Genomic DNA, 19,371 nt, shown 5'->3' with positions numbered 1-19,371 from the left:
CGGAGGAAATACAGCCATGTTTGAGCTGAAGGCGGAATCGCACACCAACGTCACGGTATTGCGTTTTTCTGGCAATCTTCTGCTGCCCGATGTGGCCGAGTTCAGCAAACAGCTTGAAGCGCATCTGCTGGCGCCTAATATTCGCCAGGTGGTGCTTGATCTGAGCCACGTTGAAAAAGTGGATACTTCCGGGCTGGGAGTGCTGGTAAGCGCCAGCACAAAGGGCCGGGGGCGGGGGCGCAGGCTTGTACTGCTGATGCCCGCGCCACATGTGGCCGAATTGCTGCGCAAAGCCGAGATTGAGGGATTTTTCCCCACATTCGAGAGCGAAGATGAACTGAAAGGCTATATTCCCGATACTGCTGAGTAACAATATCACGGGGTTTTGCCCTTCAGCCCGACGGATGGTGCATGGTGCAATACTATCTGAGGCATTACTTCAATCCCGATTTCGATTATCTCAATCTCAAGCCGGGTGGAGATAATGGAAAGTCCGACGTATACAGTCTGGGCTACGTCCAGAATGTCATCGCCGGGCAGGTGCTTGCTGAGCTTGTACCGCTGGACGCCGCCGGACCCAAGGTTGACCAGCGCTTCATACTTGAAAATGAAGCCTTCCCCATGGGTGGCAACACCCGCGTAGATCCGCGCTATCCCAACTATCTGCTTGCCGCCGCCAAGGGCTATGTTTTTTACCTTAACGGCAAAATTACCGTAAAGACCCTGCTCAACGTGCGTCAGGACGTGAGCTTTCAGACCGGCAACATCTTTTTTGTGGGCGATATGGCCGTGCACGGTTCCGTACGCGCCGGATTTTCCGTTCAGGGCAACAACGTACGCATCATGGGCATGGTTGAAGGCGGCGTTGTGCGAGCCCGCCGTGATCTCATGATTGATGGCGGGGTGCGGGGCGGCGCAGGCAAGCACAGCAAGGTCGATGCCGGCGACAAGCTCATGACTCCCTTTCTGGAAAGCGTGGACGCCCGCGCGCGCGGCAACATGGTTATTGAAAAAACCTGCCTGTACAGCACAGTATACGCTGGCAGCAACATGGTTGTGCGCGACAAGCTCTACGGCGGCACAACCAATGCCTACGGCAGCGTTTATGTTGGCGGCCAGCTAGGCAACAAGGCGGCTCTGAGCACCAAGGTTTATCTGGGGTACGACCCCTTGAGCATCCGCCAGCTTGAAAAAATCGACAAGATTATCGCACAGCTGTCGCAAACCATTACCCACCTCAATGCCATTGCCGGGCATCTGCCGCCGGAAACCAACGATGCGTCCCGCAAGCTGCAAGCCCTGCGGCTACAGCGCAGGCAGCTCATCAACAGACGCGACGAACTGTGGAGCAGACTGGCTCAGGACGAAAACTACATGCAGAACTGCCGTCTGCTCTGCCAGGGCACCGTATACCCCGGTGTGGAAATCTCCATCGGACGCGCGTTTATGGTTGTTGAACAGGTATACCAGTGCACGCTGTTCCGCCTGGTGGACAACGAAATCATTGCGGAACCCATGCAGCCCTCGCAGATGAGTCCCAAATGATGAAGCAGACTGAAACGCCGCATTTTTTGGCGGTGTATTCCGAGCATTCCGTAGATCAAGGCCAGAACGCACAACAATCCGGGATACCAGACGATATTGAAGTCAGGCTGGGCGAGCGTGTTTTTCACATGCTGCGCCCCGGCGGAGCTGAGCGTGAAACCGCAGTTGTAGCCGGGCAGATGCAGGAATTACAGCGCGATTGCCTGCCGGTTCTGCTTGGCTGTGGCCTTGGGCACGCACTGCGCCAGGTGTTGGAGTGCCTTGACGGGCCTGTGGCCGTGGTGGAAAAGGAGGCCGGGCTTCAGGCCATCACAGGAGTGCTGCAAAGCCTGCCGCCTGATCAACGTGAGCGCATTACGCTTATCACCAGCCCGCGCCCTCAGGATGCCCTTACAGAGCTGACCCACTGGCAGATGCACCACGGCGGCCTGCGTCTGCTGCCTCTGGCCCTGCCCTTTTATCTGCGCCTTGACCGCGATTATTATGGTTCCCTGCAAAAAGATCTGCTCGCCAGCGCCAGGTTTGACTTCTGGAGCCGCGCCGCAGGGCCGCGCTTTGCCGATGCAAGCCCCCGCGTACTGCTGCTGACCAGCAAATATTTCCTCATGGGTGAAATCGAGGGCGCATGCCGCAAGCTTGGCATTGAATACAAGCTGGTTGTCATCGGCGATGAAGCCGTGGCCCGCGCGGATTTTGTGCAGCAGCTGCTGGAAGCCGTGATTGCTTTCAGGCCAGACTGCTGCATTACGCTCAACCATATGGGCGTGGACGTAGAGGGCGTGCTTATGGACCTGCTGGCCCGTTTGCAGTTGCCCCTGGCCTCATGGTTTGTGGATAATCCCCACCTCATCATCCACCTGTACTCTCGTTGCGTCAGCCCCTGGACGACCTTGTTCACCTGGGATTCTGACAATATTTCATCCCTGCGCGCGGCGGGTTTTGAGCATGTGTTCTACCTGCCTCTGGGCACAGACCCGGATCGATTTCATCCCTCCAAGGGAGCATCCGCACCAGCCGCATGGAAGGCAGACATCTCCTTCGTGGGCAATTCCATGGTCTACAAGGTTGGCGGCAGGCTGAAAAACGGGCATTTTCCCCGCCCGCTGCTGCTCTCCTTTTACGCCGTGGCCCAGGAGTTCATGGACAGCCACCACCGCTCGGTTGCTGATTTTCTGCGCGACTGCCAGCCAGAAGCCTATGCTCACTATCAGGCCCTGCCGGACAACGAAGCCAAGCTGGCCTATGAAACCGCCGTCACCTGGCAGGCCACCCGGTTGTACCGCAATGGCTGCGTGCGGCGCCTGTTGCCCCTGCGCCCGCTTATTGTGGGCGACGCAGGCTGGCAGAAGGTGGAATTTCGCCACGAGTCCTTGCAACCCCGCTATCTGGACGCCCTGAGCTATTATACGGAACTGCCCCTCTTTTACGGGCACTCGGCCATCAACTTCAACTGCACCAGCAAGCAGATGAAGGGCGCGGTCAACCAGCGGGTATTTGACGTGCCCGCCGCAGGCAGTTTTGTGCTTACCGACTGGCGCGAGCAGATGGAACAGCTTTTTGAGCCGCACGAAATCGTCTGCTACCATGAGCCGGATGAAGCCCCTGAACTGGCGCGCCACTACCTCGCCCGCCCAACAGAGCGCCGCCGCATTACGCAGGCGGCCCGGCAGCGTGTGCTTGCCTGCCACACATGGCAACACAGGCTGCAGACCATGCTGGAACGCATGCGCGAGGTTTACGGCACACCTGCGGCCCGTCAGGCCGTCCGGGGCTGATAATGGCTGCTGATCCAATTCTGGTGCTGCAACTGCACCGCATGGGTGATCTGATCCTCACCTTTCCCCTGCTTATCCGCCTGCGCCAGCTTTGGCCCCACAATCCCCTGTGGATTGTGGCAGAACCGGCTTTTTTTCAGCAGCTCATGCCCCTGGCGCCGGATGCCGTGTTTTTTCCCCCTTCGCACTGCCAGGAGCTTGCCCGCCAAACATACGCGGCGGCGATCAATCTGAGCAGCAGTACGGTCGCGGCCCAGCTCATGGGGCGGCTTGAGTCACCCCTCAAGCTAGGGCCTGTGGCCGACAGCGATGGATTGCGCGTTCAGGGCTTCTGGCAATTGTACCGCGCGGCCCTGACGCAGAATAACCACGCCAATGCCTTTCACTGGGCCGATCTACACCTGCTGGATCTTTCCCCAATACCCGATCTAGCCGCTGTGGGGCATTCGCGCCCCAAACCAGCGGGAACGGGCCGCCTTGGGCTGGTGCTGGGCGCCAGCGAGACAGCCAAAAGGCCGGATGCGGCCTTTTGGGCACGGCTTGCCATGCGCCTTGCGGCGGCAGATCTGGCCCCGGTTTTTCTGGGCGGCAAGGCCGAGCAGGAACTGGGCGATGAAGTGGCGCGCCGTTCCGGCCTTGCGCAGGCAAACCTGTGCGGCAAGCTTGACCTGCGCGAAGTTGCGGCCCTCATGGGCACGCTTGATTTGTGTATAACGCCAGATACCGGCCCCATGCACCTTGCCGATTACCTTGGCGTACCTGTGCTCAATCTCTCTATGGGGCCAGTACACGCCCGCGAAACAGGCCCATCCGCACCCGGCCAGTGGGTGCTGCGCGCCGCCATGAGCTGCGTGGGCTGCTGGCAATGCAGACGCAGCCGTCTTTTTTGCAAGCAGGCCTTCATACCCGCTTCTGTAGCCCAGCTTGCGCTGCAGATTCATCAGGAGCTTGCCACCGGCAAGCCCTCCTGCAAGGCCCCAGGCAATGGTCTTACGCTTTACCGAACCGGGCGTGACGCTCTTGGGCTGCACACCTTGAAACCTTACCCTGAGCCATGCGGCAATTCCTGTCGCCCTCAGCTCGAAGACGTATGGCAGGCGGCCTTTCTTTTTCTGTATGATCCAGGCCAGCAAACCCGGCTGCGCCAACGGTTGACACGCCTCCACGCGGAACATCCCGCACTTGCTGAGCGTCTTGCCGCCCGCCTTGCCCACCTTTGCGCCCTGTGCAGCGATCATCTGAAACAGCGCACTCCCCTGCCCGATGATTTCTGGCGTGCTCAGCCCGGCATGATACGGCTGTTCACCGGGCATCTGCACATGTTTTTGCAAAATGAAGGTTTCAACGAGCAGGGCTGGCGCACAGCAGTGCACAGGCTTGCCGCTCTGGCTCCGCTTTTTGCCAACCCATCCTCCTAGCGCACTCCCGATTCGGCAAGTATTGCCCTTTTCCCGCAATTCTCATTTACTTAACATATTGAATTAATTGCACTAACAATTTTGGAACACTCCTTGTATAGCTCAGCACGCAAGGAGTGAACCATGCAGATTATTCCCACAAGCGTAAGCACTAACGAAACGCTTTGGAACGTTGCCACTAACAACCGCCCCAATGACGAGCGGACGTCTTCCTTTATGGACGCCCTCAACTCCAGTCTGAAGGCCGTTGAAGAGGCTGACGTATCTGCCGATGTTTTTGAGGGCAAGTCAGAATCCAAGCCCAGCACTCCTTTTACGCCCACCGCCAGAGCTGCCGCGCAGGTGCAAAGCCCTTATTCGCGCAACACCAGCAACGGCGTCACCTACACGCTGAACGAAGTCTGTTTTACCAAGCAGGAAGTGCAGGACATGCACAGCAAGCTTATCAAGGCTGGCGCTACGCCTGAAAGCCTTGCCAAGCTTGCGGCTCTGGCGGAAATGCCCGACGGCGCAACCCTTGCGCAGATAACGGCCAGCGTTAAGGGCGGCGGCGACATCCCTGTTCTCACTGATGAGGACAAGGCCAACATCACCTCGCTGCTTAAAAAGATCGACCCAACCGGCGTTCTGGATACCAATGTTCAGGCCATGATGTTGCAGGGCAACACGCAGCAGGCATTCAACACCATATCGGCCTTTGTGAGCAAGCTTGATCCAGCGGGCACCCTTGAAGTGAGCCAGGGTGAGGCCATCTCGCTCGGGCGCGGCCTTGGGCTTGGCACTGCCAACCTGCAAACCCTGGCCAACAGCTTTGGCAACAGCGCCTCCATCACCTGCCTGAACGAGCAATTCGGCACGCTCATGGCCCCGGTGACAGATTTTTTCACCACGCAGGCCGCTGCGCAAAAAACGCTTGATACTGCCCTCAAAACCACGTTGCAGCCCATTATCAGCAAGGCGCGGGCCCGCACGGAAAAAGAGAAGCAGGCCAGTTCGCTGCGCGACCGCACGGTGCAACAGAGCAAGGCTCTCATAGACAAGACCGTTCAGAAAAAAAGCAACAATATTCTTGGTGAAACCCTTGAAGCAGGCCAGAAGGCCGAGCCTGGCGATATCAAGATCGCTGCGCAGAGCGAAGCCATAGGCAAGGATGCGGCCGCCACAAAACATGAGGGCGATCGCACCGCATCCGAAAACAAGGCCACAGTGACCCAGCGCATGCCCGCAGAAAGAACTGTCGACAACACAGCCGCGCAGCAGCCAAACACGCAGGCGGCGCAGCAGTCTGGGTCGCAGGCGGTCTCTCGCGCAAGCGCGCAGGCAGACGTGCAAACGGGTAAAACATCTGCGCAAAATAATGTGCTGCCATCCTCGCAACCGGACAAAACTCCCGCAGCCAACCAGATTCACGCGCAGTCTGCCACTCAGCAGACCGCCGTTCTGGACGACAAGGGTCAGAAGAATGCTGACAGCAATTCCGGACAGAGCGAATCTGACAAGGATCAAAAGGGCAAGTCCGCCTGGGGCGATCTGCTGGGCAAGGTTGATACGCAATCCGCTGCTGTTGCAGCGCGCGGCTCCACCCCCGCCTACGCGGCAGCGCAGGCCATGCAAGCTGCCCATACAGCCCAAAACACAACTGACGTGCAGGATCCCTCAGCCGTTGCCCCCATCGGGCGGCAGGTGGCGCAGCAGGTTGAACAGGGCATGCTTTCAACCGTCAAGGGCGGCGGCACTCGCCTTGACCTGCAACTTAACCCGCAGGAGCTGGGATCCATCACGGTTTCCCTTTCGGTTCGCAATGGCGAAGTCAGCGCGGTGATCCGTTCTGAAAAGTCGGAAACCAATGACATGATCAGCCGTCAGGTCGATGCAATCCGCATGAATCTTGAGCAGCAGGGCCTCAAGGTAGACAAGCTCGAAGTGCGGCAGGAAACGCAGCAGGAGCAGAACAGCGCATCCTGGCAGGATTTCAACCAGCACAATTCCCGGCAGGAAGAAGATGCCCGCAGGGAAGAACTTTCCCGGCTGAAGAATCTTGCAACAGTTCGAAATTCCAGCTTAAATATGGACATTTCAACTTTGGAACAGCCTGTGCATTCTCTTGGCAACACGGCAAGATATACCACCAGCAACCTCAACGTGGTTGCCTGAACCGGGCCGTGAGGAGAATGAAGTATGGCCAGCAGCGTATCATCAGCAATCACCCAGGCTAACAACGAGTTCAATGCCGTTGTCGGCAAGCAGAAAGGTGGCGCTAACCTTGATAAAAACGCCTTTATGCTGCTTCTGGTGACACAGTTCAAGTATCAGGATCCGCTGAACCCTATGGACGACAAGGAATTTGTCTCCCAGATGGCGCAGTTCTCCAGCCTTGAACAGCTCATCAACCTGAATACCAGCATGGGTTCGCTGACTACTGCCACCAACAACCAGCAGATGATCAACGCCACGTCGTACATCGGCAAGGAAGTGACTGTCTCTGGCAACAGTATAGGCAAGGTGACGGACGCAACCGCAAAGACGACATCCATAACCAAGTTCCGCTATGCGCCCAACGATGCCGTTGCCAGCGGCACCATCACGGTGCGGGATGCCGACAACAACGTCATCTACACAGAAACTTTGGCACCCAAGGCAGCCGGAACCACCTACGAGTTCAACTGGAACGGCAAAAACGGCGCCGGAACAGTTGCCCCGGATGGCGTGTACACGGTCAATTTGTCCCTGCTTAACGCCAGCGGCGAGGCTGTTCTTGCCGATCAGGTGGTGGACGCCAGGGTTACAGGCGTGGTCAACAACAATGGCACGGTATATCTGGGGCTTGATGGCGGCCAGTTGATGGAGCTTTCAAAAGTGCGGCAGGTCACACAGCCGACCACCAGCACGAGTACGTCCGGATCGGGCACGACAACGAGTTAACAATACAGATGAACAAAGGGCAGGCAGTCCCCACTGCACTACCCGGAAAAAATATCCCCTATCCCAAGACACGGAGGAAGATATGAGTCTCTCATCCAGCATGTGGGCAAGCGTTTCCGGCCTTATGGCGCACGGAAACAAAATGAACGTCGTCGGCAACAATATCGCCAACGTCAGCACCCTGGCTTACAAGGGCCAGCGCGCGGACTTCAGCGACTATCTTTACACCGATAGCGGCAGCGTCAGCGGCACCACCCAGATTGGTCAGGGCGTCAGTACCTACGCGGTGCTCGGCGACTACTCGCAGGGTTCTCTTGAATCCACCAATTCAGGATCAGATCTTGCCATTTCTGGCAACGGGTACTTCAAAGTTCGCCAGCCAGACAGTGAGCAGGCGTACTACACCCGCGCCGGCGATTTCTATTTCAATAACAATCGCGCGTTGCAAAATCCTCAAGGCATGATTCTGCAGGGATGGAAAGTTGACAATAACAGTTCTTCTGTTGTTTTTAACTCTGGCTCTACAACGACCAGCAGCTCGGCCTCAACAACCGCATACAAGGGCACTGGTTCGCCCACGGATATCGTGCTTGACAACTGGAACCTTCCGCCCAAACAAACGCAGAGTGTTTCCTTCACCATGCAGTTGTCGAACGACGCCGGCATGGACAAAACGACCAGTACCACCAGCCCCATGACTGCGCTGTTCGACCAGTGGGACGGCTCAAAGGCGACGCCGCTGGCCGACACTGCATATGCAGCCAGTTCCCCCATTACCGTCTATGACGAGGGTGGCACAAAGCACCAACTCACGGTTTACTACGACAAAGTTGACACCAGCAACAGCTCGTACAAAATTGATAACCTGCCTTCCGGCTACACAATGTACGAATATATTGTGACGGTTCCTCCCTCAGAAGACAACCGGACATACGGCGGCACCACGGCGGTGACGTACGACTCTTCTGGCAACCCGATTCTTCCGGCAGACAGCAAGACATTTCAGGGCACCCAAAAGGCTGGCATGCTCATGACCGGGCAGTTGATCTTCAACGTCAGTGGACAGCTGGTCAACCAGACTGCCTATACGTATGGCGCACAGGATACCGCTACCGCTGATATGCAGTGCGCCCTTGATCCTAAGCTTTCCACTTCATGGCAACCGACCAAGGTTTCCAACAATGGCCTGCCTGTGTTCAACGCCAACTTCTCAGGCGCGGCCCTCAGCAACAGCGTATCCGAGGTTTCATCCTACGGCGGCAGCAATCACAGCCTTGCTGAGAAAAGTATCATTGAAATGGATCTGGGCCTGAGGGATACAAGTGCCACACCGTGGAACAATTCCACCAAGACGTTGAATGATTTAAAAGTTGTCGCCCCAGTTCCACCTGCCACTCAGGGCACTATTGACTACAATACTGCTGCGTGCACCATGTCTACAACCACACGCAGAACCGGTGCCTCCGTCGTGACAAGCGGCAGTTCACTTGTGCAGTCATCAAAAGCTGATGGATATGCATCAGGCGTACTTAACAACTTCAACATTGACGCTAACGGCATACTTTACGGCAAATATGATAACAATCAGACCTTGGCTCTGTATCAGATTTCGCTGTATGATTTTGACAACCTGCAAGGTTTGTACAGGGAAGGAAACAACCTTTACTCTGAAACAAAAGAATCTGGATTTGCCAGGCAGGGCGTTGCAGGCGATAACGGATTTGGCAGCACAAAGGCCTACAATATTGAGCAGTCCAACGTGGACATGTCGCGCGAGTTTGTGCAGATGATTGCTACGCAGCGCGGCTTCCAGGCCAACTCAAAGACCATCACTACGGTGGACAACATGCTGGAAACCGTTATCGGCATGAAGCGGTAAAACAGAGATTGCAGTAGAAAGAGGGCCGGGGGGCCGCAAGGCCCTCCCAGCGTTGGGGATAGCGCTGCAAACCTTTCTTTCCCGTGTCGGGCGTCGGCCATTTGGTCGACGCCTTTTCGCGTTCCAGACAAACCTACGCTTCAGCTTGAAAAAAACAGAAAGGGAAGGGATTTCACAAATGTGGAAAAACTATTGGCCTCTGTCGTTCACGCCGAGCGGCTTGTTGCCGATGGTGCCGCGCAGCCAATCGCAGTAATCGGGAAAGGTGGTCAGCAATATCTTGAGGGCATTTTCCTCTGCCAAAGCATACAACCGGGCGGTTACCTTGCCCGTGCCTACCCAATGCTTGAGGTGGCGGGAAAGATCGGCATGCCGGGCAGTCATGCCGCGCGCATGCACCCCCCGGAACCACTCCACGCCAGTATCAAGGCAGACAGGGCCACACTGCCTGAACGCGCCTGGCGGCAATATTGGGCCATACGGCACGCACAGGGGCCGCGTCTTTTCCAGATCAAGCAGGCAGGCCCATTCATTGACGCGGCATTCCGGAAGGGGCCAGGGTTGGGCATCAAAAATGCCTGCAAAGCCACGGTCATACGGCCTTGCAAAAATGCCCCTCTGGTGCGCCAGAGCATAAAGCTGCTGCAATTGACTGTAAGTGGGCCGAAAATCCAGATACCTCTCAGGCCCACACGGTTCACAGCCCATAACCTCGCGCGTCAGCTCCGCCACACGAGCCGGGCAATTCCAGCACTGACCAAGGTGGCCCACAGCCACGGCATCACCCATAAGGCCGCCCAAATAGCCAAGCACATCCTTGAACACAACTATATCGTTGTGCATGAGAAACAGCCTGCGGCTCGTGCTGTGCTCAAAGGCGTACTGGTAGCGGATGCTGTAGCGGTAGGCATTATCGACAAAGCGCGCCGGGTCAGCGGCATTGAGATCAAGCCAGTAGTCTGGCTGAAAAACCCGCAATCTCTCCCCTATCTGGCTGCTCAGGTACTGCACCAGCGCATAGGGGCTGACGATATCATACTGCGAGCCATAAGGCTCAAACTGCAACCAGATAGTGCCAATATGCCTGCCACTGTGCTTGATCAGCGACAGAACAGAGAGCGCTGTCTGATACGGCTTGGCGAAAATGTTCATCGCCACGTCTATCTTTTCAGAGCTGTCCTGTTGCATAGTCAACTGCTGCACTGCGCCAGTCATGTCGCCCTGCTCTCTAATCGGCTGCGGCAGATTCTGCGGCAGGAGCAGATTTTTTGCTGGCCGCATCGGCTATGGCAATGGCCTGCTGCAAATCGGCCGCAGCAACATTGGCAAGAGCGCTGACAATCTGGCTGTCAAAGCCCTTGTCCTTCATGAGCAGGGCAACGGCTTCTTCGGGCTGCATGCCCGCTCGGTAGGAACGTGGGCTGACCATGGCGCAGAAAGCGTTGACCACTGCCAGAATGCGCGCATTGTGATTGATGGTCTCCCCGGCAAGATGCTGGGGCAGGCCCGTGCCATCCATGCGTTCGCCCATCTGGAAGACGGCGTCCGGCACTGGCAGGTTGAACTGCATGTCGCGCAGGATGCCATAGGCATACTCCGGCGCGCGCATAACTTCCGCCTGTTCCTCGGGGGTGAGCTTGCCCTTCTTGGTGAGCAGCTCGCGTGGCACAAAGATTTTGCCCACCTGCGAAAGGCGGGCCGCAAGCCGCAGGGTTTCCCTGTCCTTGTCGGGCAGGCTCATGGCGCCGGAGAGCAGGTCTGCCACATGCTCCATCTTCATGGAGTGCCCGATGAGGTTCACGTCCACACTTTCAATGGCCCGCACAAGGGCGGCAATGCTGTTGGCCTGGCGTTCACGCGCGGCCTCGGCACGGCGGCGGAATTCCGTAATATCCTGGAAAATGCCCACGCAGCCGCCCTTGCCTTCTTCCCCTGAATTATCGTGATCTTCAAATGGAAACAGGGTCACGCGGAAAAGGCGCACATCCCCGGGTTGAGGAACAGAAATCTCGATGCTGCCTTCCTTGCCGCTGGCGCTCACCTGAGCCATGCCCTCCATGAGCCGAAGGGCGGCATCTTCCGGCAGGGCCTCGCCCACGGGGATTCCCTTGAGGGAATCCTCATCCTTGCCCGCCATCTGGCAAAAGGCCGGGTTGCACATCTGCAAGCGACCGTTTTTGTCCATGAGCATAAGCCCAGCCTGTAATGAGGCATTGACGCTGTCGAGCATGATTTTCTGCTGGCGGATAAGCGTGTACAGATGCTTGAAATGCTGGGCAGTGGCCCTGTGCGAGCGACTTACAAGCGAAGCCCAGATAAAGGCCAGCAAAAGCGCCGTGCCAAGACTGCCAAGAATGCCCAGACCGTATATCTGCTTTGCCTGGCTTTCCACCAGCGCATCAACCATGTCTGCCGGGGCCTCAATGGTCACAAGCCAGCCCAGACTGTTCATGTAACTGCCGAGGGAATAGGCCTCGCCGCCGCCCACAAGCCCCTGCCTACGCTTGAAACCAAGACCGTCAGCCAGAGTCACCTGCTGCACTGGCTCAAGCGCAGGTTTGCCATCGCGCAGCAGCACGGCCTCTGTGCCGCTGCCGCCAGCCTGCAAAATGCACGGCAGCAGTCCGCCGTACTGATCCTGCCGCTGGGCAAGAAATGCCGTCAGCACCCTGTCCACAGGAAGAGTGGCAAAAAGCACGGCAACGGGAAGACTTTCTCCCCGCCCCAGCACTTCGTACATGGGATCGGCCAGATCAATAACCATTACATCGCCAAGGGCGCGCACAGGGCCAAAAACAACAGTTTTTCTGTCCACGGCGCGAGTCACAAGGCCCACCTGGGCCTCGCCAAGGGGCGCGTCCCCTTTGCTCACCACAAAGGGGTTGCCCTTGGGCGAAACAATCCGTGCAGAAACCCAGTTTTTGCCGCGCGCAAAGTCGCGCAGCAAATCCTGCATATAGCCCATCTGCTCGGCAAGATTGCGCAACGATTCATCGCCGTTTTCCATGGCATCGGGCGCGGAAAGGCGCGCCTCGCCATCGGAGCCAAGGTTGCGCACATCCACGGCAAACAGGCGGAACATCTCCGCGCTGCTCACAAGCCGCGCCTGCTCAACAACGGTTGCATGCCACGCGCGGATGGATTCCAGCGATTTATCCACCCACGATTGCTGCATTTCACGCTGGTTATTCAGAATATCCTGCGTAACGTTCTTGAGCTGCAAGGTGCAGAGGCCGTAGGCCACAGCCGCCGCCACAGCAAAAAGCGACAGGCTGACAGCAGCTACGGCGGCTTTTTTCAGACGATAGCGACCAGCAACGGATTGCTCATTAAGTTCCTGCGTTTTCATAGGCTTATCCTATAGTACATTGCGCATTAACGTACCGTTTGCGGTGAAACACCGCCCACACAAAGGGTGCGGGCTGCGCGCTGCATGCCTGCAACGGCTCTAGTTTATCTTGCGGCCCTTCATATGGGCCCAGCGACCGAATTCATTGACAGAATACTGCGGGCTGTACTGCCGCACCTTGGTGTGCGAAAGCACTGAATTACTGAGATTATCCAGAATAAAGGCATCGTCGTTCAGGTATACGACCAGAACAGCATGGGCAAAATTTCTGATTGTGTCACGCACAACCACAACACGCATGCTTTCGGGTGGAATGCCCAATTCCTTAAGAGTAAAATACTTGATAATGGAATAGTCTTCGCAGTCGCCAGACTTTTTAAGAAACTCCGCCGGAATTTCCCAATAATCTTCCTGCCCCCAGTTGACGATGTCTTCCACATAGGGCCACGTATTCCAGAAAGAATTTACGTAGCGCAGCAGTTCCATCTTGTTGTTAAGCGGGGCTTTTGACTTGAAGGTGTCCCAGGTAACGCCCTTTTTGAACACCTTGCCGGGTATGAATATGGGATCCATCTGGTTTCGCTTGAGCAGGTCAAGCCAGCCCGGCAAAGTGGATAACGGGCGTTTGAACTCCACAGTGCCGAAAAGCTGCACCTTGGAATCGTGCGCAGGTGCTGGCTGTGCCGCAGATTGCGCCGCGCCTTTTGCGGCATCCGGTGCCGCGACCTTGGCGGCGGCATTGGCTGCGGTGGAAAAATCTGACTTTCCAGTTGATTGCGATGGATCCGGGGATGGGAGCTGATCTGCGTTATCAGCATCCGGCTGTATCTGAGCGCTAGAATCAGCGCCTGCCTGCTGGATTGTCTGGAGGACTGGCTGCCTATCTGGTTGGAGGCCTCTTTGCTGGTCAGCAGGGGGCAAAACAGCGTTTGCCCCAGTATTGCCGTTCTGTTCAGCCCCCGTGCTCGCCTGCTCAGGGGCGGCAACAGGCGGCACTGCATTATTTTCCGCAGCAGCGGAAGATACGGCAGGCGGCTCGGAAACTTCGGCATTGCCAATGGCTGCGCGGGGTTGCAGATTGAGCGAACCTGCCAGAGCGGGGTTCCAACCATAGGCCCAAAACAGCAGACACGCCAAAAGGGCCGCCATACCCCCAGAAAGGGCCGCGACCAAAGCAAATTTGGAATGTCGAAGTTTGGGCATAGGCTCACCGATTACAGGTATGCATGTTGCGGCATACTATACTGCCGCCTATGGGGCGTCCAGTGTGCCAGCGGCGTTTCGGCTTATTTTTCGGCAGGCTAGGCCCCAGCGCCACCCAGTGCCGTGCCCATGCACCATTTCTCAATAAAGCATTGCAAAATATTGCGGCGCACATCTGCCAGAGGCAACCATACCCGCCCGGAAGCTGCAAAATTTCACAGCTACTGCCGCAAGAGCCAGTATGGGGGCGGATGCGCCTAAGTGCGAGCTTCTGCCAGCGCTGTCACATCAAGCCAGTGACGCACCTGTACCTCCTTACCCGCCGCAGCTGAAAGCTGCATGACGCAACCGCTGCACCCGGTGACAATGTGCCGGATTTCAGGGGCAAAGCCTTCCAGGCATTTGCGCGCCATGTCTGCTGAAAGGTCGGGGTTGGACATTTTCAGTATGCCGCCCATGCCGCAGCACAGGCCAGTGCCTTTTTTCAAGCCCGGCAGCCCCGCCGTGAGCAGGGGCAAATCAGGATCATCAGAACCCCAGTGGCAAGGCTGATGATAACCCACCGCTGCCGGGGCCTTTCCTGTGGGGCTGATTTGCGACCCCACAAGCAGGGAGGAAAGCCCAACGCACTTCTGCTTCCACTCCTTGCCCTCCTCCGCCGACATAACGGCGGTGTAGCCATCAAGGCTGTGCTTGCACGAGGCGCAAAAACTCGCCATTACAGGCTTGCCAGCCTTGCGCCAAAGCTCAAGGTTGCGCTCGCGCACTTCTGCCAGCGCCCCCAACTGCCCGGCATGGTGCAACGTGCCGCCGCAACAGGCAAAATCCGCTATGTCCACAAGGTCGTATCCCCAGCCTGCCAGCAGTTGCCGGGCAGTGGATATCCAGTGGGGACGGGCATTTTTAGCCGTGCAGCCGCTGAACAGGGCCACCCTGACGCCGCTGACCTTCTGGCTGGGCCGCAGGGTCATCCATGGTTCGCAAGGCTCCAGATCAACCAGCGCGCGTGCGGTTTCCACAGAAGACCGCAACACGCCGGGAACAATGGAATCCGGCGCAAGCATGGCGATTTTGCCCGCCATGGGCCACAGTGGGCCAGCGCGGCGAATCCACATATCCCAGAGAGTTTGCGTCCAGTGAGGATTACGTGCCCGCGCCTCGGCCAGCAGATCACTGGTGGAAAGCTTGCGCGCGCAGGCCTGCTGGCATCGCTCGCACCCGGCGCAGAGACGCGCCAGCTCGCGGATATCCTCCCAGGGCAGGGACGAATCCGGGCTGCCGCCGAACTCGGGATCAATCTGCTCCAGAAGCAGGCGCTTGCCCTTGGGCGCGTATTCCTCGCGCTTGAAGAGCGCGTACACAGGGCAGACGTTCAGGCATTCGCCGCATTGCGTACAGCCGCGTTTCATTTCAGTACCCCTTGCCGGGATTGAGAATGCCGTTGGGATCAAAGACACCGCGCAAACGCAACATGAGGGCATGTTCCTTCTGCCCGAGCTGCTTGCCAACTTCTTTCAGGCATCCGCCGCCGTGCTCGCCAGAAAGACTGCCGCCACATTCAAGGGCTGCCGCATCCAGTTCGTGGTGGGTTTTCAGCGTGCGGCGGGCATCGTCAGCGTCAGAGGCATCGTAATGCAGATTGGCGTGGATGTTGCCGTCGCCCGCATGCCCAAAGGCGATAAGGCGCTTGCCGTTGCTGGCGGCAATTTCTTCAAATTTGCGCACGGCCTTGAGAATAGAGCCGCGCGGCACGGCCATATCACCGCCGATGCGGTCTGGGCCGAGCACATAGGAGGCAGCCGAAACCCTGCGTCTGTAGGCCCACAGCTTGTCTTCCTCTTGCTTGCCCACGCCCTCCATGCGCCACAGGGCGTCATCAAGCTGGTTGGCAAGGCGGATATTTTCCAGCGGCACAGTCTCCTTGCTGCCGTCCACCTGAAACAGCAGCAGCGATTTTACGCTGTCCGGCCACGGCACCTCGCCGGTTCTGGCAAGGATTTCCAGCACGGTTTCATTCATGAATTCCACCGCGCAGGGCAGAATACCTGCGGCAAAAACCTTGCTCATGGAGGCCAGGGCGGCATCCAGCGAAGGATACCCCACAAGCACCGATGCCGAAGCCTCGGGCCTGGGCAAAAGCTTGAGAATAAGCCTGGTCACAATGCCAAGGGTGCCCTCGCTGCCCACAAAGAGCCGCCCGAGGTCAAGGCCTATGACATCCTTGTGGGAGCGGCCCCCGAACTTCACCAGTTCGCCGCCGGGTAACACGGCCTCCAGGCCAAGCACGTAATCGCGTGTAACGCCGTATTTTACGGCGCGCAGGCCCCCGGCGCAGGTGATGACATTGCCGCCAACGCTGGTTGCCTTGCCGCTGGCCGGATCCGGCGGGTAAAACATGCCCAGCTTTTCGCACTCGGCCTGAAGCAGAGCCGTATTAACGCCCGGCTCCACCACGGCAACAAAATCTTCCTTATTGATCTCGATAATTTTATCCATGCCCAGCATGGAAACCACGATGCCGGGGACTGTGGGCACGCACCCGCCGGAAAGGCTGGTGCCGCGCCCTCGCGGATGCACAGCCACATGCTCCGCATCTGCCCAGCGCATAAATTCGCACAGTTGCCCGACACTCTCGGGCCGAACCATGGCCAGCACCGTACCCGTAAGCAGGCTGGCATCGGATGCGTAAACGCGCAGCACCTTGGGGTCAAAGGACACGCCGTCCTTGAACAAATCCACAAGAAACTTCTTGTGCTCAGGGGTGAGCGAGGTCAGAAATTCCCCTGTCATGGCATACTCCAGTGCGGTTATTGCTGCGCAGCAACATTCATTCGGCGGGCCGCCGAATAGGGTATACAAAAAAAATTCAAATCTGCTTTTCCACCTGCCTGCCGGGTGGGGTGCAATCTGCCTTGCAGCGCCTCTGTAGCTGCTGCGTCAATGAGCAGCAGAAAAGCCTCTGATTACGGGCTATTGGCGAAAAATATACTGGCGTTGACCAGTGCGACAACATAGCGCAGGACGAAAATGATGTCACTCCCGCACGAAAAACGGCAACCGCAGAACGGTTGCCGTTGTCCTTTTCTGGCGATCGAGCTTTGCCAGTCTATGCCGACTGGTCTTTCAGCTCCTTGATAAGACCGGAAAGCGATAGAGCCAGATCTTCCAGCCGCCGGGTGGCCTGGAGCGAGGCCTCGGCGCGCTCGTCCGTCTGCCCAGCGATGGCGTTGATTTCGTCAATGGACTTGTTGATTTCTTCAGATGTGGCGGCCTGCTGCTCTGCCGCAGTGGCGATGGACTGAATCTGCCCTGCCGACTGGTTTGTGCTGGTGACAATGTCGCCCAGCGCCGCGCCGGATTCGCCAGCCAGCGATGAGGCGTGGTCAAGCCCCTGCACGGCTTCTTCCACAGACTGCACGTTGATTCCGGCTACCCGCTGGATGGAGAGGATGGAGTCGCTCACTTCCTTGGTGGCATGCATGGTCTTTTCCGCCAGCTTGCGCACTTCATCGGCCACAACGGCAAAGCCTCTGCCCGCCTCGCCCGCGCGGGCGGCCTCAATGGCCGCATTCAAGGCCAGCAGGTTTGTTTGATCGGCTATGTCTTCAATGGTGGTCATGATTGTGCCGATGCCGTGGGCCTGTTTATCCAGATCACCCATGGCTTCGCGCAGTTCAAGAGCCTTCTGCTCCGAGGCGCGCATGGCCTCAAGCGACCGGCCTACAACCTCTGCGCCCTGATTGGCCTTGTCCCGCGCATCCGTGCCCTGGGCCGCGGCATGCGAAGCGTTTTTGGCAACCTCAAGCACGGTGGAGTTCATTTCTTCCATGGCCGTGGCTGTTTCGTGGATGCGCTGCCGCTGCACGAGCGTGGCCTCGCGGATGTCTTCTGAACTGCTTGAAAGGGTGCTCACTTCCTGGTGGAGCATCTGCACCATATGTTCGAGCTGGCGCGCTGCTTCAAGCATGCCCTCGGCCTTGGCGCGCTCGGCGTGCAGGCGGGCGGCCTCGGCCTCGCGCGTGGCGTCATTTGCTGCTGCGGCCTGTTGCTGTGCTTCAACAGTTTTGGCCTCAATCTCGGAAATATTGGATTTGAGGGTGGCGCTCATGGAATTAAGAGACTCAAAAATCACGCCAATTTCGTCAACGCGGCGGTTGACGAGGCTGCCATACACACCAGCGGAAATATCCTTGAGGAAAACCCCCACGGTCTTCAATGGCGTAATGATGAGCCGCCCGGCCAGCACCCAGATGCCTATGCAAATGCCTATGAGGCTTGCCAGCATGCCGGTGGCAAACTGCCACAAGGCGGCGTTGACAGGCTCCATGAGTTCGCTCTTTTCAATGAGGCCAATAAACTTCCACTTGAGCTCCGGCGAGTTGTACACCACAGCTTCATACTGCTTGCCGCTGATGGCGGCCTCGCCCGTGGCTGAACCGGATTTGAACAGCGCAGCCAGAGCATCGTTGCCGATGCCGTCTATTTTCTGAAAATTGTGCTGCGGAGTTTTGGGGTCGGAAATAACCACCCCGTCATCCTGCACCAGAATAACAAAGCCCGTGCGGCCAATACGCACGTTTTTAATGAGGTCTGTGAGGGTGCCCAGCGTAATATCTATGGCCGCAACGCCAGTGACTTTGCCGCTGCTGTCGCGCACGGCGCGGCAGGCGCTGACCATGGGTTGCCCATCGGTGCTTCTGTAGGCGCTGGTAATATAGCTTTTGGCAGGATCAGACACTGCCATGCCCCACCAGGGGCGCTTGCGCGGGTCGTAACCACCGGGCTGGGTTTTACCGACTACGGGACTGTTGAGCACAAATGCGCCCTCCATATTACCCGCATAAACATTGGTATATGAGGGGTGCGATTCCCGATACAGACGGAACAGGGCATCCAGCGCCTTGCCAGCAGTATCGCCCGCTGCAGCACTTGATGGCGTGGGTTCCGTTGCTGTTACGTGACTTGTGGTCATCTGCGGCAATTGCGCCATCAGGGGATCAGCAGCCAGCATGCCAACGTTGAGCTTGTATTCATCAAACATGGCTGTGACAACATTGCTGACCTGCCGCAGTTCGCCAATGGCGGACTTGGCGAAGCTTTCTTCTGAAAGCGTTGCAATGCCCCGCGACGTAAGGGCAAACAGTATGCCCATGGGTATGACGATGATTGCCGCAATGCCAAGCATCAGCTTGAGCGATATGGATCTGTTCATAACAAGCCCTTTTGCAAGTGTAGAATTCTGCTTACAGCATCCACCAAGTACGTTGCTATTGTTGCAGC

13 protein-coding genes are annotated in these 19,371 nt (G+C 57.5%); 7 read left to right on the top strand and 6 right to left on the bottom strand.

Going from position 1 to position 19,371, the window contains the following annotated elements; translation table 11 throughout:
* Positions 1–16 precede the first annotated feature (16 nt).
* The 7 genes from RDK48_RS02360 (at position 17) to RDK48_RS02330 (ending at position 9,539) form a co-directional block, all read left to right on the top strand.
* On the top strand, positions 17–370 hold the full coding sequence (locus RDK48_RS02360) for an STAS domain-containing protein (protein ID WP_298994238.1): 354 nt from the start codon (positions 17–19) through the stop codon (positions 368–370).
* 41 nt (positions 371–411) lie between these two features.
* Positions 412–1,545: a FapA family protein gene (locus RDK48_RS02355; RefSeq protein WP_298994240.1), complete on the top strand. Its 1,134-nt coding sequence runs from the start codon at positions 412–414 to the stop codon at positions 1,543–1,545.
* The gene (locus tag RDK48_RS02350) at positions 1,542–3,320 is read left to right on the top strand and encodes a glycosyltransferase (RefSeq protein ID WP_298994242.1); all 1,779 of its coding nucleotides are present in this window, start codon (positions 1,542–1,544) and stop codon (positions 3,318–3,320) included. Before RDK48_RS02355 ends, RDK48_RS02350 begins: the two co-directional genes overlap by 4 nt.
* Positions 3,321–3,322: 2 nt before the next feature.
* Positions 3,323–4,738 carry a glycosyltransferase family 9 protein gene (locus tag RDK48_RS02345; protein WP_298994244.1) on the top strand — a complete coding sequence of 472 codons (1,416 nt, stop codon included), beginning with the start codon at positions 3,323–3,325 and terminating at the stop codon, positions 4,736–4,738.
* Positions 4,739–4,861: 123 nt separating this feature from the next.
* On the top strand, positions 4,862–6,892 hold the full coding sequence (locus tag RDK48_RS02340; RefSeq protein ID WP_298994246.1) for a flagellar hook-length control protein FliK: 2,031 nt from the start codon (positions 4,862–4,864) through the stop codon (positions 6,890–6,892).
* A 24-nt stretch (positions 6,893–6,916) separates the two neighbouring features.
* On the top strand, positions 6,917–7,660 hold the full coding sequence (locus tag RDK48_RS02335; RefSeq protein ID WP_298994248.1) for a flagellar hook assembly protein FlgD: 744 nt from the start codon (positions 6,917–6,919) through the stop codon (positions 7,658–7,660).
* 82 nt (positions 7,661–7,742) lie between these two features.
* Positions 7,743–9,539, top strand: a complete 1,797-nt coding sequence (locus RDK48_RS02330) for a flagellar hook protein FlgE (RefSeq protein ID WP_298994250.1) — start codon at positions 7,743–7,745, stop codon at positions 9,537–9,539.
* 189 nt (positions 9,540–9,728) lie between these two features.
* Here the strand turns inward: RDK48_RS02330 and RDK48_RS02325 are convergent, their stop codons facing one another.
* The 6 genes from RDK48_RS02325 to RDK48_RS02300 form a co-directional block, all read right to left on the bottom strand.
* Positions 9,729–10,727, bottom strand: a complete 999-nt coding sequence (locus RDK48_RS02325; RefSeq protein WP_298994252.1) for a hypothetical protein — start codon at positions 10,725–10,727, stop codon at positions 9,729–9,731.
* Positions 10,728–10,767: 40 nt separating this feature from the next.
* Entirely contained in the window at positions 10,768–12,888 is a 2,121-nt protein-coding gene (locus tag RDK48_RS02320; RefSeq protein WP_298994253.1) for an HD domain-containing phosphohydrolase, read from the bottom strand.
* A 99-nt stretch (positions 12,889–12,987) separates the two neighbouring features.
* Entirely contained in the window at positions 12,988–14,091 is a 1,104-nt protein-coding gene (locus RDK48_RS02315; protein ID WP_298994255.1) for a transglutaminase-like cysteine peptidase, read from the bottom strand.
* 257 nt (positions 14,092–14,348) lie between these two features.
* Entirely contained in the window at positions 14,349–15,500 is a 1,152-nt protein-coding gene (locus tag RDK48_RS02310) for a (Fe-S)-binding protein (RefSeq protein WP_298994258.1), read from the bottom strand.
* 1 nt (position 15,501) lies between these two features.
* Positions 15,502–16,881 carry an FAD-binding oxidoreductase gene (locus RDK48_RS02305; protein ID WP_298994260.1) on the bottom strand — a complete coding sequence of 460 codons (1,380 nt, stop codon included), beginning with the start codon at positions 16,879–16,881 and terminating at the stop codon, positions 15,502–15,504.
* 316 nt (positions 16,882–17,197) lie between these two features.
* A complete protein-coding gene (locus RDK48_RS02300; RefSeq protein WP_298994261.1) occupies positions 17,198–19,303 on the bottom strand; it encodes a methyl-accepting chemotaxis protein in 2,106 nt (701 codons plus the stop codon).
* Positions 19,304–19,371: the final 68 nt, after the last annotated feature.

It is taken from the genome of uncultured Desulfovibrio sp. (assembly GCF_902477725.1).
Taxonomy (GTDB): Bacteria; Desulfobacterota; Desulfovibrionia; order Desulfovibrionales; family Desulfovibrionaceae; genus Desulfovibrio.
Note: the sequence above shows the minus strand (reverse complement) of the source record. Positions and strands in the feature narration are given on the sequence as shown.

Bases quoted from the DNA above. Each gene is read 5' to 3' on its own strand.
- RDK48_RS02360 (WP_298994238.1), top strand. From the start codon at position 17: ATGTTTGAGCTGAAGGCGGAATCGCACACCAACGTCACGGTATTGCGT.
- RDK48_RS02355 (WP_298994240.1), top strand. From the start codon at position 412: ATGGTGCAATACTATCTGAGGCATTACTTCAATCCCGATTTCGATTAT.
- RDK48_RS02350 (WP_298994242.1), top strand. From the start codon at position 1,542: ATGATGAAGCAGACTGAAACGCCGCATTTTTTGGCGGTGTATTCCGAG.
- RDK48_RS02345 (WP_298994244.1), top strand. From the start codon at position 3,323: ATGGCTGCTGATCCAATTCTGGTGCTGCAACTGCACCGCATGGGTGAT.
- RDK48_RS02340 (WP_298994246.1), top strand. From the start codon at position 4,862: ATGCAGATTATTCCCACAAGCGTAAGCACTAACGAAACGCTTTGGAAC.
- RDK48_RS02335 (WP_298994248.1), top strand. From the start codon at position 6,917: ATGGCCAGCAGCGTATCATCAGCAATCACCCAGGCTAACAACGAGTTC.
- RDK48_RS02330 (WP_298994250.1), top strand. From the start codon at position 7,743: ATGAGTCTCTCATCCAGCATGTGGGCAAGCGTTTCCGGCCTTATGGCG.
- RDK48_RS02325 (WP_298994252.1), bottom strand. From the start codon at position 10,727: ATGCAACAGGACAGCTCTGAAAAGATAGACGTGGCGATGAACATTTTC.
- RDK48_RS02320 (WP_298994253.1), bottom strand. From the start codon at position 12,888: ATGAAAACGCAGGAACTTAATGAGCAATCCGTTGCTGGTCGCTATCGT.
- RDK48_RS02315 (WP_298994255.1), bottom strand. From the start codon at position 14,091: ATGCCCAAACTTCGACATTCCAAATTTGCTTTGGTCGCGGCCCTTTCT.
- RDK48_RS02310 (WP_298994258.1), bottom strand. From the start codon at position 15,500: ATGAAACGCGGCTGTACGCAATGCGGCGAATGCCTGAACGTCTGCCCT.
- RDK48_RS02305 (WP_298994260.1), bottom strand. From the start codon at position 16,881: ATGACAGGGGAATTTCTGACCTCGCTCACCCCTGAGCACAAGAAGTTT.
- RDK48_RS02300 (WP_298994261.1), bottom strand. From the start codon at position 19,303: ATGAACAGATCCATATCGCTCAAGCTGATGCTTGGCATTGCGGCAATC.